The following is a 14,111-nucleotide window of genomic DNA, read 5'->3' as shown; positions in this document are numbered from 1 at the left end:
GCGGTGAGGGGCACGGGGGTGGGGTCGAATTCAGGGTTATTGCCGGGTAGGCCGGTCCCACTGACCGGCGTGGTGGGCCCGGCGCTGGCGCTACCGCCGGTGCCGCCGTCACCACCGTTGCCAATGAGAATGCCGACGGATCCTGGCGAGCCGGTGGTGCCATTGCTGCCATTGCCGCCGGTGCCGCCATTGCCGCCATTGCCGTAGTTTCCGCCGTTTCCGCCGTTTCCGCCGTTGCCCCCGTTAACGCCAGGGGTGGTGCCGGTACTGGCGTCGTAGCCGTTGCCGCCGTTGCCGCCGTTGGCGCCGGTTCCGCGGGCGCCGGCGGTACCCGACAGGGCGTTGTTCGGGCCGGTGCCGGCGGTGCCGCCGGCACCCGCGGCTCCAGCGTTGCCGGCGTTGCCGCCCTTGCCGCCATTACCGGAGTTCACGCCGGCGACGCCGTCGGCGCCGTTGCCGCCAGCTCCGGCGTTGCCGCCGTTGCCGCCGTTACCGGCGTTGCCGCCGGTGCCGCTGGTGCCGGCGTGGCCGGCTGCTGCGGTGCCGCCGGTGCCGGCACTTCCGCCGTTGCCGCCGGTACCACCGTCGCCGCCGCTGCCGCCGGCTTGCCCGTCGGCACCCCCGGTGCTGGCGTTGTCGCCGGTAAGGCCATTGCCACCGCTGCCGCCGTTGGCGCCGGTGCCGCCGCTACCGCCGGCTCCACCGTTGCCGGCCTGGGTTCCGCCGGCCCCGCCGTTGCCGCCGCTACCGCCGCTGCCGCCGTTTCCGCCGCCGGTGCCCGAGCCGCCCGCGGCGGTGGCACTCGCGCCGTTCGCTCCGGCGCTGCCATTGCCGCCGTTGCCGCCGGCGCCGCCATTGCCATAGGTGCCGCCCGCGCCGCCGTCGCCACCCCGGCCGCCGTTGACTCCGTTGACGACAGTTCCGGCACTGCCGGTCGCGGTGTGGCCATTGCCACCCTCGCCGCCAGCACCGCCGGTCCCGTAGCCGCCGGCGACGCCGGCCTTACCCGGGGCGGAGCCGGTGCCGCCAGCGCCGCCTGCGCCGCCGGCCCCGGCGGCGCCCCCGGCGCCGCCTGCGCCCGCGGTAACGGCCCCGGTAGCGTCGCCGCCGTCACCGCCGGCGCCGCCATTGCCACCGGTGCTGCCGTTGCCGCCGTTGCCGCCGATGCCCGCCGCTGCCGGAGTGCTGGCCGAGCCGCCAATGCCGCCGTGACCCCCCGAGCCGTTGGATCCGGCGACCACAGATCCGCCGGCCCCGCCGGCGCCACCGTTACCGCCGCCGCGCGTGCCGCCTGCGCCGGCGTCGCCGCCGGCACCGCCGTCACCGGCATACGCTCCATTGGCACCGGCCCCGCCACTGCCGCCGTGTCCGGTGCCCAGGGCGTTGCCGCCGTTGCCGCCGTTGCCGCCGACGCCCGCACCTGCGGTGCCCAGGACTGCGCCCGATGCGCCGCCCGCGCCGCCCGTTCCGCCCATGGCGATCAGCGTGCCGTCTCTGGGAGGCCCGCCGTCGCCGCCGTGGCCACCCGAGCCGCCGTTGCCCCATTGCCCAACGGCCCCCGCGTTGCCGCCTGCACCGCCGTCGCCCGATACGGTGCCGCCGTTGCCGCCGGCGCCGCCGTTGCCGCTGAATCCGGCTACGCCCCCGCGCCCGCCCGCACCGCCCCAGCCGCCATTGCCCACATAATTGCCGCCGTTGGGGCCGTTGCCACCAGCCCCGCCGGTGCCGGCGGCTCCCACCGATCCACTGTCGCCGCCGTGGCCACCGCTGCCGTTCATCCCGGCGTCACCACCACGACCTCCGTCGAGGCTGTGACCAGCGTTCCCGCCATTGCCGCCGACGCCGCCCGAGCCGGCGCGTCCAACAACTGAGTTGGGGGCGCCACCGGTCCCGCCGGCCCCGCCGTTACCGGCGGGACCGACGTTGCCGCTGTTGCCGCCGTTGCCGCCGTTGCCGCTGAGGTGGCCGCCGGAGCCGCCATTACCACCGGCCCCACCAATCCCGGTCGAGCCGCCGTCGCCGCCGTTTCCGCCGTCCCATGCAGAGCGGCCGCCGAAGGCGTTGTTCCAGCCGTCCGCACCGACCCCACCTTTGCCGCCGTTGCCGCCGGCCCCGATTGTTCCGCCGGCGCCGCCGTCCCCGCCGTTACCGGCGACCAGGGCGTTGCCACCGTTGCCGCCGTTGCCCCCGGAGGACAGGTTGCCGTTCAGGCCGCTCTGCCCGCCGTTGCCGCCACGGCCGCCGTATGGTGCTTGACCCCCGCCGATGTGGCCATCGCCATGGCCGCCGTCGCCGCCGTTGCCGCCGGCGCCGATGGCGCCACCGGCACCACCCTTACCTCCGTTGCCTACGCCCAGGGCATCCCCGCCGGCACCGCCGTTACCGGCGTTGCCGCCGTTGCCGCCGCCGCCGCCATTTCCGCCGGGAGCGTTGGCCAGCGCGGGGGTGGCATCCGATCCGTTGCCGCCGTTGCCGCCGGCCCCTCCGCTGCCCCCGGCCCCGCCGCTACCGCCGTTGCCCATGACCGACCCGCCGGCCCCGCCGGCACCGCCGTCGCCGCCGCTGCCGCCGTCGCCACCGCGGGTGCCGGCCAGCGACGGGTCACCCGGGGTGGTGCCGTTCGCCCCGGCCGTGCCGTCGCCGCCGCGACCGCCGGCGCCGCCGTTGCCGTAGCTGCCGCCGGCCCCGCCGTTGCCGCCCTTGCCGCCGCTGACGCCGGGGCCGGCTCCGGCCTGGGCGGCGTTGTAACCGTTGCCGCCGTCGCCGCCGTTGCCGCCGGTGCCGTGTGCGCCGGAGGCCCCGTTGACGCCGCTGGTGGCGGTGTGGGCTCCGGTGCCGGCGATACCGCCGACGCCACCCACTCCTGCGTTGCCGCCGTGGCCGCCGTTTGCTCCGGCGGTAGAGCCGGCGCTACCGGCCGCGCCGGCCCCGCCGTCACCGGCGTTGCCGCCGTTGCCGCCGTGGCCGCCGTTGCCGGCGGCACCCTGGTGGCCGGCGTTGCCAGTCGCGGAGGTCCCGCCGGCTCCGCCGTTACCACCGGCGCCACCGGCGCCACCATTCCCGCCGTTGCCGCCGGCGTGCCCGTCCGCACCAGCACTGAGCCCGTCGGCGCCGCTGAGGCCGCTGCCGCCGAGGCCGCCGCTCCCGCCGGACCCACCTGCGCCGCCATCTCCGCCAACGCCCGACAGGGAGCCGCCCGCGCCGCCCTTGCCACCGTCTCCGCCGCGGCCCCCGATGCTGCCGTCATGGCCTGACCCGCCGGCGATCGTCGCCGAACTGCCGGCCGCGCCGGCCGCTCCGGCCCCGCCCTGACCGCCGGCCCCGCCGTTGCCGTGCAGTCCCGCAGCACCACCATCGCCGCCCCGGCCGCCCATCATGTTGAACGATGTAGCAGCCCCACCTGCGCCTCCGGCGCCGCCGTTGCCCATGAATGAGCCGCCGCGACCGCCGGCGCCACCGGCGGCGCCCGCGCCGCCGGCGCCGCCGTTGCCGCCGTTACCGATCAGCCCCGCAGCACCGCCGGCGCCCCCGCGCGTTCCCGCGGTGACGCCCGGGGCGCCGTTGCCGCCGTTGCCGTACAACAGGCCGCCGGGCGCCCCGGCCTGACCGGGCGCGCTCCCGTTGGCGCCGTTACCCACCAGCGGGCGGCCGAACAATGCCTGAGTGGGCGCATTCGCCGCCGCCGCCAGCGCCTGCATCGGGGAAGCATTGGCCGCCTCGGCCGATGCGTAGGCTCCGGCCGCGCCGTTCAATGCCTGCACGAACTGCGCCTGGAACGCCTCCACCTGTGCGCTGAGCGCTTGATATTCCTGGGCGTGGCCGGAGAACAGCGATGCGATCGCTGCAGACACCTCGTCCTGAGCAGCCGCGAGTAGGCCCGTGGTCTGGGCGGCCGCCGCGCTGTTGGCCGCGCTGATAGATGAGCCGATGCCTGCCACATCGCCCGCCGCCGCCGCCAACACAGCCGGCGTCACAAGCACAAGCGCCATGAGACCTCTCCCGTCAACGCATGGAAATAGATTGGTCAAGAAGTTGCAGGCGCGGCTGTTATAAAAGTGAAATAGACCTTGAATCGCAGGCCACGGGGCATCGGCGAGGTCAACTCCGGGTTCGTGGGAAGATGTTCGGGTGTTGCGCTGGATCACTGCCGGGGAGTCCCATGGCCGAGCGCTGGTCGCCGTGGTTGAGGGCATGGTCGCCGGCGTGGAAGTCACCTCTAGCGAGATCGCCGATCAGTTGGCCCGCCGCCGGCTGGGCTATGGCCGCGGCGCACGAATGAAGTTCGAGCGGGACGCGGTGACCGTGCTGGCCGGGGTACGGCACGGCAGCACCCTGGGCGGCCCCATCGCCATCGAGATCGGCAACACCGAATGGCCTAAGTGGGAGACCGTCATGGCCGCGGATCCGGTCGACCCCACAGAGCTGGAAAACAGCGCGCGCAACGAGCCGCTGACCCGGCCGCGGCCCGGCCACGCCGACTACGCCGGCATGCTCAAGTTCGGCTTCGACGACGCCCGCCCGGTGCTGGAGCGCGCCAGCGCCCGGGAGACCGCAGCCCGGGTTGCCGCGGGAACGGTGGCCCGCGCGTTCCTGCGTCAAGCCCTCGGTGTCGAGGTGTTGTCCCACGTGATCTCGATCGGCGCGTCGGCACCGTATGAAGGGCCGCCGCCGCGAGCCGAGGATCTACCGAAGATCGACGCCAGCCCCGTTCGCGCATTCGACGAGCAGGCTGAACAGGCCATGATTACCGAGATCGAAGCCGCCAAGAAGGACGGCGACACCCTGGGCGGTGTGGTCGAGGTGGTGGCTGTGGGCCTGCCGGTCGGACTGGGTTCGTTCACCAGCGGCGACAACCGGCTAGACAGCCAGCTGGCTGCCGCGGTCATGGGCATCCAGGCCATCAAAGGTGTAGAGATCGGCGACGGATTCCAGACCGCGCGGCGCCGCGGCAGCCAGGCCCATGACGAGATGTATCCCGGTCCCGACGGTGTGGTGCGCTCCACCAATCGGGCCGGCGGACTCGAAGGCGGCATGACCAACGGGCAGGCGCTGCGGGTGCGCGCGGCGATGAAGCCCATCTCGACGGTGCCGCGGGCGCTGGCCACCGTCGACATGTCGACCGGCGACGAAGCCGTCGCCATCCACCAGCGCTCGGACGTGTGCGCGGTCCCGGCCGCCGGAGTCGTGGCCGAAACCATGGTGGCGCTGGTGCTGGCCCGCGCGGTGCTGGAGAAGTTCGGCGGTGATTCGCTGGCCGAGACCCGCCGCAACATCGAGTCCTACCAGCGCACCGTCACCGACCGGGAATCCCCGGCCGCGCGGGCATCGGGCTAATGGCACCCAAGGCGGTACTCGTCGGCCTGCCGGGCTCCGGCAAGTCCACCATCGGACGCCGGCTGGCCAAGGCGCTCGGGGTCAGCCTGCTCGACACCGACATGGCGATCGAGGAGCAGACCGGCCGAAGCATCGCCGACATCTTCGCCGCCGACGGCGAGCAGGAGTTCCGACGGATTGAGGAGGAAGTGGTGCGCGCCGCCTTGGCCAACCACGACGGTGTGCTGTCGCTCGGCGGCGGCGCGGTCACCAGCCCCGGGGTGTGTGCGGCGCTGGCCGGCCACACCGTCGTCTACCTGGAAATCAGTGCGGCCGAAGGGGTTCGCCGCACTGGCGGCAACACTGTGCGGCCGCTGCTGGCCGGCCCCAACCGTGCTGCGAAATACCGGGATTTGATGGCCAAACGGGCGCCCCTTTACCGGCGGGTGGCCAGCATCCGGGTGGACACCAACCGTCGCAACCCCGGAGCGGTGGTCCGCTACATCATGTCGCGGCTGCAGGTGCCCAGTCAGACTCAGGCCGCCACATGACCCAGATCCCCGAACCGGTCACCGTGCAGGTGGCCGTCGACCCGCCGTACCCGGTGGTGATCGGCACCGGACTGCTCAACGAGCTGGACGAGTTGCTGTCCGGACGGCATAAGGTCGCCATCCTGTATCAACCGGTGCTGGCGCAGACCGCCGAGGCCATTCGAAGTCGCCTGGCGGACAAGGGCGTTGACGCACACCGTATCGAAATACCCGATGCCGAGGCCGGCAAAGACCTGCCGGTCGTGGGCTTCATCTGGGAAGTGTTGGGCCGCATCGGAATTGGCCGCAAAGACGCGCTGGTCAGCCTTGGCGGGGGAGCGGCCACCGATGTTGCAGGGTTCGCCGCGGCCACCTGGCTGCGCGGGGTGTCGATCGTGCATGTGCCGACTACGCTGCTGGGGATGGTCGACGCGGCCATCGGCGGCAAGACCGGCATCAACACCGATGCCGGCAAGAATCTGGTCGGCGCGTTTCACCAGCCGCTGGCGGTCCTGGTGGACCTGGCGACGCTGGAGACGTTGCCGCACAACGAAATCGCTTGCGGAATGGCCGAAGTGGTCAAGGCCGGGTTCATCGCCGACCCGGTGATCCTGGACCTCATCGAAGCCGATCCGCAAGCCGCGCTTGATCCCAAGGGCGACGTCATGCCGGAGCTGATCCGGCGCGCGATCGCCGTCAAGGCGCAGGTGGTGGCCGCCGACGAGAAGGAATCCGAACTGCGCGAAATCCTCAACTACGGCCACACTTTGGCGCATGCGATCGAACGCCGAGAGCACTACGAGTGGCGGCACGGCGCCGCGGTCTCAGTGGGCCTGGTCTTCGCGGCCGAGCTCGCGCGGCTCACCGGCCGGCTCGACGACGCCACTGCGGCGCGCCACCGCGCCATCCTCACCTCGCTGGGCCTGCCGGTCAGCTACGACCCCGACGCATTGCCGCAGCTGCTGGAATACATGGCAGGGGACAAGAAGACCCGGGCAGGGGTGTTGCGGTTCGTGGTTCTCGACGGGCTGGCCAAACCCGGCCGGCTGGTGGGTCCGGACCCCGGGCTGTTGGTCACCGCTTACGCGGGAGTGTGCGCACCATGAACGTGAACGTCATCAACGGCCCCAACCTGGGTCGGCTGGGTCAGCGCGAGCCCGCCGTCTACGGCAGCACCACCCACGACGAGCTGGTTGCCCTGATCGAGCGCGAGGCCGTCGAGCTGGGGCTCAAAGCCGTTGTGCGGCAAAGCGATAGCGAAGCCCAGCTGCTGGAGTGGATTCACCGGGCGGCCGACGCCGGCGAACCGGTGATCCTCAATGCCGGCGGTCTGACCCACACCTCGGTGGCGTTGCGCGATGCATGCGCCGAACTGGACACCTTGATCGAGGTGCATATTTCCAATGTGCATGCGCGCGAAGAGTTTCGGCGCCATTCCTACCTGAGCCCGATCGCGACCGGCGTCATCGTCGGGCTGGGAATCCAGGGCTATCTGCTGGCCTTGCGCTACCTGGCCGGCCGCTAGTCCTTCTTGTCCGGCTTCTTGGTCGGCTCCGTCTTGCCGGTGTCGGTGTGAATGACCTCGGTTTTCGCGTCGCTGTCGGTGGTGTGGATGACTTCGGTCTTCGCATCGCTGTCGGTCGTCGGGATCGTCTCGGTGGGTGCCTCACGTTCGGCCGTGGCCACCGATGAGGTGCGTTCCTCGGTCTGGGCTGCGCCCTTGGGGATCTCGCCGGTAGGGCTGTCGTCGCCGCGAACGGCGGTGAACACGTCGGTGTCGGCGCGCTCCTCAGATCTGCCGGCTCCTTCGTGCTTCTCGGCCGGCGGAGCGCTGCGGTCTACCCGCCACCGGCCGATAGCCACGCCGACGATTCCGAACAGGAACACGAGCAGCGCGGTGAAGGCCGCGAACGTGGTGATCTCGTTGATCAGGCCGCCGGTGTAGATGCCTTTGTAGAAAAGGGCGATGATCCAGGCCACCGCCCCGCTGAGCACGCCGGCCAGCAGACCGCCGAGCAGCCAGGTCATTGCGAGGTCTTCGCGGCGGTCGGGGTCCGGATTGGCCCTGGCGTCGGCGCGGCCGTCGAGCACTCCCCATATCGACACACCGATGATGAAGAGAACCAGTAGCACAATGCTGATCAGTGCCGACTGCGTCTGCCATGCATTGATCAACGCCCCCTGGAACAGGCGGACAATCACCATCGCGGCGGCAAAGGCCAACCCGCGCACCATCCAGTTCCTCATGGGGGTTCAGCCTAGCGAGTACCGTCAAGGGTCGTGACACATTCCCAGCGTCGACACAAGCTCAGAGCCCAAATTGCCGCAGCCGGACTGGATGCGATGCTGGTCACGGACCTGATAAATGTGCGATATCTATCCGGTTTCAGTGGATCAAACGGCGCGTTGCTGGTTTTCGCCAACCCCGACAGCGAATGCGACGCCGTGCTGGCCACCGACGGCCGGTACCGCACGCAGGCCGCACAGCAAGCACCTGATCTCGAGGTGGCCATCGAGCGGGCACTGGGTCGCCATCTGACCGCCCGGGCCGCGACGGCCGGTGTACAGAAGCTGGGCTTTGAAAGTCACGTCGTGACCGTCGACGGACTGGATGCGCTGACGGGCGCGGTGGAGGGCCACGACACGGAGCTGGTGCGGGCATCCGGGATCGTGGAGGGCTTGCGCGAGGTCAAAGACGCCGGTGAGCTGGCCTTGTTGCGGCTGGCCTGCGAAGCGGCCGACGCCGCGCTGGCCGATCTGGTGCAGCGTGGGGGACTGCGACCGGGCCGAACCGAAAAGGAGGTGGGCCGCGAGCTGGAGAGCCTGATGCTCGACCATGGCGCGGACACGATCTCGTTCGAGACGATCGTGGCCGCAGGCGCCAACTCGGCGATTCCGCATCACCGGCCCACCGACGCCGTGCTGGCCAAGGGTGACTTCGTCAAGATCGACTTCGGCGCGCTGGTGGCCGGCTACCACTCCGATATGACCCGCACTTTCGTCCTCGGCTCGCCGGCCGACTGGCAGCGTGAGATCTACCAGCTGGTTTCCGAAGCCCAAAAAGCTGGCCGGGAGGCCTTAAGGCCGGGAGCCAACCTACGCGACGTCGACGCCGCGGCGCGTCAGATGATCGTCGACGCGGGCTACGGCGACCACTTCGGCCATGGTTTGGGACACGGCGTTGGCCTGCAGATTCACGAAGCGCCGGGCATCGGAGCGACATCCGCCGGTACACTGCTTGCGGGTTCCGTAGTGACCGTGGAGCCCGGCGTCTATTTACCTGGCCGCGGCGGTGTGCGCATCGAAGACACCCTGGTAGTGGCCACTGGGACGCGAGAAACACCCGAAACCGCCGGCGCTAAGCCGGAATTGTTGACCCGGTTCCCCAAGGAACTGGCCATCCTGTAGGAGATTCACCGACCGTGGCGACCACTGCTGACTTCAAGAACGGACTTGTCCTGGTTATCGACGGGCAGCTGTGGACGATCACCGAGTTCCAGCACGTCAAGCCAGGCAAGGGACCGGCCTTCGTGCGCACCAAACTCAAGAACGTGCTGTCGGGCAAGGTCGTCGACAAGACCTACAACGCCGGGGTGAAGGTGGAAACCGCCACGGTCGACCGGCGCGACACCACCTACCTGTACCGCGACGGCTCGGATTTCGTGTTCATGGACAGCCAGGATTACGAGCAGCACCATCTTCCCGAGTCGCTGGTCGGCGACGACGCACGGTTCCTGCTGGAGAGCCTGCCGGTGCAGGTGGCCTTCCACAACGGCGCGCCGCTGTACATCGAGCTGCCGGTGTCGGTCGAACTCGTGGTCTCGCACACCGAGCCCGGTTTGCAGGGCGACCGGTCCAGTGCGGGCACCAAACCCGCCACCGTGGAAACCGGCGCCGAAATTCAGGTGCCGTTGTTCATCAACACAGGCGACAAGCTCAAGGTGGACACCCGCGACGGCAGCTATTTGGGCAGGGTCAACGCCTGAGTATGTCGAAGCCGGTTAAAGGACGCCATCAGGCCCGCAAGCGAGCGGTCGACCTGCTGTTCGAGGCTGAGGCCCGCGGCATGAGCCCGGCCGCGGTTGTCGAGGCCCGGACCGCGCTGGCCAAGGCCAACCCGGACGTGGCGGCGCTGCACCCCTATACGGCCGCGGTGGCTTGTGGCGTCAGCGAACACGCCGCCCACGTCGACGACTTGATCACCACTCATCTGCAGGGCTGGGCCCTGGACCGGTTGCCGGCGGTGGATCGTGCGATTCTGCGCGTGGCGGTTTGGGAGCTGCTGTACGCCGAGGACGTACCCGAGCCGGTCGCCGTGGACGAGGCCGTCGAGCTGGCCAAGGAGCTGTCCACCGACGACTCGCCCGGCTTCGTCAACGGCGTCCTCGGCCAGGTCATGCTGGTCACGCCACAAATCCGCGCCGCCGCCCAAGCAGTCCGGGGCGGTTCGTCATGACCCGGCTGGAATTGCGCGTCGTCGTGGCGGCCTGGCTGGCCGCCGCGGTGGTATTCGGCGCCGTCGTCTGCGCCGCGATGGACTGGGCCATCGTTGCGTCGGCGCTGTCCATCTACGCCCTGGGGGTGGGCGCCTGGCTGTATCACTCGGTCCAGCGACTCATCCTGGCCCGCCGGATCAGCACGGTTCGCACCGCGGCCAAGCCGCTGCAGCCGTTGTTGCCGGTGATGGCCGCCATCATGGGCCTGACCCAAGCCGTGGTGCGCTCACTCGGCGATGTCACCGAGCTGCCGTCGCGCCGCTGGGACCTGCCGCAATTTCCCCAACTGCCGGTGATGCGCTGGATGGAAAGCAGCCGCGGTAAGGGACAAATCGTGGACAGCGACGACGAGCTGGACGGCTGACCCGGACTCCGCTCGTGATCACCCTGGATCGCTTGGTCAACGTGCTCGGTGGTTACGGGGTTCGGCTGCGGTGGTCGGAGTTGCCCAGGTCCACCGAACTGCGCAGTGTGGTGATCCACGAAGCGGCCGGCGATCGCGCCCAGACCGGTTCCCAGATCGGTTCCCAGATCGGTGACGTGCTGCTGGCCATCGGTGCCGGGTCGGTGGCCGAAGCGGTGCAGTGGGCGGCGTCGGCCCACGCCGTGGTGGTGCTGACGCGTACCTGCGGGCAACCATTCGACGGTGACGTCGACGCGAGAGCCGTGCTGGTGCTCGAGGAATCGGTGTCGTGGAGTGAAGTTGCCGCGGTGGTCTACGGGCTGGTGCTGGAGGGCCGGGAAACCGAATCCGGTCGCGGCCCCACCGACTTGTTCGCGCTGGCCGACAGTCTGGCCGAGTCGACCGGCGGTGACGTCACCATCGAGGACCGGGAATTGCGGGTATTGGCGTACTCGCAGCCTCAGCAGCACGCCGACCCGGCGCGGGTGGCGACGATTCTGGAGCGTCAGACACCCGAGCGGCTGCGCGTGGCGCTGGAAACGCACGGGGTGTTCGCGCATCTGGCGGACTCCGACGATCCGCTGTTCGTCGCCCCCGACCACGAACAGGGCCTGACCGGACGCATGGTGGTCGCGGTCCGCTCGGGTCGCGAGATCCTGGGATCGGTGTGGGTGGCCTGCCCGGATCCGTTGCAGGGCGCACACCGGGCCGCCTTGACCGACGGCGCGCACACGGTGGCCCTGCATCTACTGCGTTCGCGAGCCAGCGCAGATCTGGAGCGCCAGGTCGAATCGGAATTGGTCATCCAATTGCTGGAAGGGACCCTCGACGCCGCCACGGTGGCCAGCAGGCTGGGGCTGCCGCGTAACCCGCTGCGGGTCATCGCGCTGCAGGCCTTTGTCGGCGCCGAGCGCGACGCCGCCCTGCTGCTGGCGTTCGAACGCGCCACCACCGGTTTCGGCTGGTCCCGGCCCGGACGCAGCGCGTTGGCGGGCAACACCGTCTACACCGTGTTGCCCAGCGAGCAGGCGACGACGGCACGCAGCTGGGTGAACGACCTGCGGGCGGCTCTGCCCGAGCGAGTGCGGGTTGCGGCGGGCATCAGCGGACCCGCCGAAGTCGCTGAGCTGGTCGCGGCACGCCACGAGGCCGACGAATGTCTGGCCTTGCACGAGCTATCCGGCGGCACTGGTACGCCGCCGGCCTACGACGAGTCGTGGGCCGACATTCTGTTGCAGCGACTGCGCACCGCGGCGCGCGCCGGACGGTCGCCGGAGCGGGGACCCGTGGCCGAGCTGCGCCGCCACGACCGGGCCCACTCGACCGACTATGTAGCCACGCTCCAGGCCTGGCTGGAAGCCCAGGGCGACTTGGTGCAGGCCGGCGAGCGGCTGGGGTTACACGAGAACACCGTGCGTTACCGGCTGCGCAAGATGGCCGAGATCACCAATCTGGCGCTCGACGACGCCACGAAGCGATTGGCGATGACGATCGAGTTGGCCGCCACCGAGCCGGACGGACCCACCGCGCTGTCGTAATCCGACAAACCGCGAGGGTCGCATTGTCCGACTCCGGCAACGCATGCGGCCGTCCTTGACGCCACCCTGGAGGTGTCACCAGATGGCCACCTGCCGAAGGAAGTTCGATGAGCACCCCGCGTCCCCATCGTCGCCGCTTACGCACCAGCGACGGCTTCGAGGTGCTGATCGCGCTTTGGGTGGCCGTCGTCGTGCTGATCGGCATCCCGCTGGCCGTAACGGTGGGCAGCACAGTGCACGATTCGCGCAGCCGCTTCTACAGCGACCAAGCCCAGAATCGTCACGCCGTCACGGCGGTTATCACCAGCGACAAGGCCACCCATCGGGAATTGGGCGATCCGCAGACCGTCGACGTGGCTGCCCGGTGGGTTGCCGACGGAGCCGTACACGAAGGCGTGGTTTCGGCCACCCGCGGAGTGAAAGCCGGTGATTCCGTTGATATTTGGGTCGACGAGAACGGTTACCACGTCGGACTGCCGCACCGCACGGCCCTGGACGAGGCGGTAGCGGCCGCGTTGTCAACGTGGCTGAGCGTCGGCGCGGTGGCGGCGGTGTTGCTGGCCGGTGCCTGGGCGGTCGTCGAGCGCCTGCGTGACAGCCGATTAACGCTGTCGGTAAACGGCTATAGGAGTTTCGGACACTGAGCTTTCCCGGCCTTGCCCGAACAAGGCCCAGGCGAGTCGTCAGGGACGGTTGCCAGGCCCAGGCCCGTCCCTGACGGCATTTTTCCAATGATGTGAGGAGCGCACGATGACTACAACCGAACCGGGCAGGACGACACGACGGGACTATATGGCCGAACCCGGCATGGTCCTTACGATTCGCTACGACGCCATCGGGGAAACCGAGACGTTCCTGCTCGGCCGGCGCGGCTCCGAAGGCGCCGAACTCAAGGTCTACTCCATGGCGTCGCCGCTCGGGCGCGCCATCGCCGGCGCACGCGTGGGTGAGCAACGGATCTACTCGATCCCGGACGGCACCCACCTACTGGTGACACTGCTCAACGCGGTCCCCTACGCAGCGCGGTAAGACGCAAATCCGCGCTATATCTCCTTGTCGATCGCGTCGAAAACCTGCATCGCGTGGTAGAACGGCGCCGGGGTGATGCCCAGTTCGTTGGCAAAGGGATGGTCGAACGAGTACGCGATGCACATCAGCAGGGTGAGTAGAACTGCGATCGAGCTGGACAGAATTGCATGACCGAGGGTGCTCCCCAGACGCAGGAAGCCCGCGAGCGCCACGATCACGATGCCGCCGAACATCAGTCCCAACCACATCACTGCGGGTATGCGCGAGCGGGCATCGAGGATTCGCGTGGTGCGGTCAGTAGCCAAGACCGTCAGCTGGCTGAGAAATGCCGACTGGATCGGGCTGGATACCACGCCGGGCGGCTGATTGCCGATAATGGCGTACATTTCGGTGATCGCGAACCTTGCGCCCTCGTCGGTGCCGCCGCCGCTCTGCACTTCCCATTCCGAGTTCACCACTGCGCCCGCGTACTTCCGCAACTGCATGCGCACCTCGGTTCGCTCCGGTTCCGGCATGGCAGCCGTCTGCCGATACAGCGTGGTCAGCGTGGACGCTTCGTGAGAGACGACAACTCCGGTGGCAGAGAACTGCTGCCAGGCGAAGACCACGGTGAATCCGAGCAGGGCGCTGTAGACAAGTCCGACAACGGTGATGAACGGCGCCATGTTCGAGTTGTGTCTGTCGTTGACTTCAGACAGGGTGCGGGTGGCCAGTCGTTGCCAGCCCACCGCGATCAGAACCGCGAGGAAAACCGCCGCGGTCAGCAGCAGCCAAAGCGGCAATACGGTCCGCGCCATCGATC

General features: G+C 69.7%; 13 protein-coding genes and 1 pseudogene. 11 read left to right on the top strand and 3 right to left on the bottom strand.

Annotation, left to right across the window (positions count from 1 at the left end):
- Window positions 1-3,989 (bottom strand): PE family protein (locus tag AWC27_RS32125; RefSeq protein WP_085671232.1); only part of this gene is annotated, 3,989 nt, incomplete at its 3' end.
- Between the two features lie 139 nt (window positions 3,990-4,128).
- Here AWC27_RS32125 and aroC point away from each other — a divergent pair.
- From aroC to aroQ, 4 genes are read left to right on the top strand one after another with little or no spacing between them, the layout of a single operon-like run.
- The gene (gene aroC / locus AWC27_RS15160; protein ID WP_085671231.1) at window positions 4,129-5,334 is read left to right on the top strand and encodes a chorismate synthase; all 1,206 of its coding nucleotides are present in this window, start codon (window positions 4,129-4,131) and stop codon (window positions 5,332-5,334) included.
- Window positions 5,334-5,864 carry a shikimate kinase gene (locus AWC27_RS15155; RefSeq protein WP_085671230.1) on the top strand — a complete coding sequence of 177 codons (531 nt, stop codon included), beginning with the start codon at window positions 5,334-5,336 and terminating at the stop codon, window positions 5,862-5,864. The genes aroC and AWC27_RS15155 overlap by 1 nt, the downstream gene beginning before the upstream one ends.
- Complete coding sequence (gene aroB, locus AWC27_RS15150; protein WP_085671229.1) at window positions 5,861-6,949, top strand: 3-dehydroquinate synthase; 1,089 nt, start codon at window positions 5,861-5,863, stop codon at window positions 6,947-6,949. Before AWC27_RS15155 ends, aroB begins: the two co-directional genes overlap by 4 nt.
- On the top strand, window positions 6,946-7,368 hold the full coding sequence (gene aroQ / locus AWC27_RS15145; protein WP_085671228.1) for a type II 3-dehydroquinate dehydratase: 423 nt from the start codon (window positions 6,946-6,948) through the stop codon (window positions 7,366-7,368). Before aroB ends, aroQ begins: the two co-directional genes overlap by 4 nt.
- Here aroQ and AWC27_RS15140 read toward each other — a convergent pair.
- Window positions 7,365-8,090: a B-4DMT family transporter gene (locus tag AWC27_RS15140; protein WP_085671227.1), complete on the bottom strand. Its 726-nt coding sequence runs from the start codon at window positions 8,088-8,090 to the stop codon at window positions 7,365-7,367. The two genes, aroQ and AWC27_RS15140, sit on opposite strands and share 4 nt — an antisense overlap.
- A 33-nt stretch (window positions 8,091-8,123) precedes the next feature.
- On the opposite strand from AWC27_RS15140, the gene AWC27_RS15135 reads away from it, so the two are divergent.
- The 7 genes and pseudogenes from AWC27_RS15135 to AWC27_RS15105 all read left to right on the top strand — a co-directional run.
- A complete protein-coding gene (locus tag AWC27_RS15135) occupies window positions 8,124-9,251 on the top strand; it encodes a M24 family metallopeptidase (protein WP_085671226.1) in 1,128 nt (375 codons plus the stop codon).
- Between the two features lie 14 nt (window positions 9,252-9,265).
- On the top strand, window positions 9,266-9,829 hold the full coding sequence (gene efp, locus AWC27_RS15130) for an elongation factor P (RefSeq protein ID WP_083116174.1): 564 nt from the start codon (window positions 9,266-9,268) through the stop codon (window positions 9,827-9,829).
- Window positions 9,826-10,299: a transcription antitermination factor NusB gene (gene nusB, locus AWC27_RS15125; protein WP_139837021.1), complete on the top strand. Its 474-nt coding sequence runs from the start codon at window positions 9,826-9,828 to the stop codon at window positions 10,297-10,299. The genes efp and nusB overlap by 4 nt, the downstream gene beginning before the upstream one ends.
- Window positions 10,296-10,703 (top strand): antitermination protein NusB, encoded by a 408-nt coding sequence (locus tag AWC27_RS15120; protein WP_083116172.1) that lies wholly within the window; start codon window positions 10,296-10,298, stop codon window positions 10,701-10,703. Before nusB ends, AWC27_RS15120 begins: the two co-directional genes overlap by 4 nt.
- Window positions 10,704-10,717: 14 nt before the next feature.
- The gene (locus AWC27_RS15115; RefSeq protein ID WP_085671224.1) at window positions 10,718-12,280 is read left to right on the top strand and encodes a PucR family transcriptional regulator; all 1,563 of its coding nucleotides are present in this window, start codon (window positions 10,718-10,720) and stop codon (window positions 12,278-12,280) included.
- Window positions 12,281-12,387: 107 nt separating this feature from the next.
- Window positions 12,388-12,924: an Rv1733c family protein gene (locus tag AWC27_RS15110; RefSeq protein ID WP_085671223.1), complete on the top strand. Its 537-nt coding sequence runs from the start codon at window positions 12,388-12,390 to the stop codon at window positions 12,922-12,924.
- Window positions 12,925-13,066: 142 nt separating this feature from the next.
- A pseudogene (locus AWC27_RS15105) lies at window positions 13,067-13,309 on the top strand (GreA/GreB family elongation factor); the annotation flags it as partial.
- Between the two features lie 14 nt (window positions 13,310-13,323).
- Here the strand turns inward: AWC27_RS15105 and AWC27_RS15100 are convergent.
- Window positions 13,324-14,106 (bottom strand): bestrophin-like domain, encoded by a 783-nt coding sequence (locus AWC27_RS15100; protein WP_085671221.1) that lies wholly within the window; start codon window positions 14,104-14,106, stop codon window positions 13,324-13,326.
- Window positions 14,107-14,111: the final 5 nt, after the last annotated feature.

Source organism: Mycobacterium szulgai (assembly GCF_002116635.1).
In the GTDB taxonomy this organism is placed as follows: Bacteria; Actinomycetota; Actinomycetes; order Mycobacteriales; family Mycobacteriaceae; genus Mycobacterium; species Mycobacterium szulgai.
This window is presented reverse-complemented; position numbering and strand designations above follow the sequence as displayed.

Coding starts and splice junctions, on each gene's coding strand:
- AWC27_RS15120 (WP_083116172.1), top strand. CDS start 10,296: ATGACCCGGCTGGAATTGCGCGTCGTCGTGGCGGCCTGGCTGGCCGCC.
- aroB (WP_085671229.1), top strand. CDS start 5,861: ATGACCCAGATCCCCGAACCGGTCACCGTGCAGGTGGCCGTCGACCCG.
- AWC27_RS15100 (WP_085671221.1), bottom strand. CDS start 14,106: ATGGCGCGGACCGTATTGCCGCTTTGGCTGCTGCTGACCGCGGCGGTT.
- AWC27_RS15155 (WP_085671230.1), top strand. CDS start 5,334: ATGGCACCCAAGGCGGTACTCGTCGGCCTGCCGGGCTCCGGCAAGTCC.
- aroQ (WP_085671228.1), top strand. CDS start 6,946: ATGAACGTGAACGTCATCAACGGCCCCAACCTGGGTCGGCTGGGTCAG.
- AWC27_RS15140 (WP_085671227.1), bottom strand. CDS start 8,090: ATGAGGAACTGGATGGTGCGCGGGTTGGCCTTTGCCGCCGCGATGGTG.
- AWC27_RS15110 (WP_085671223.1), top strand. CDS start 12,388: ATGAGCACCCCGCGTCCCCATCGTCGCCGCTTACGCACCAGCGACGGC.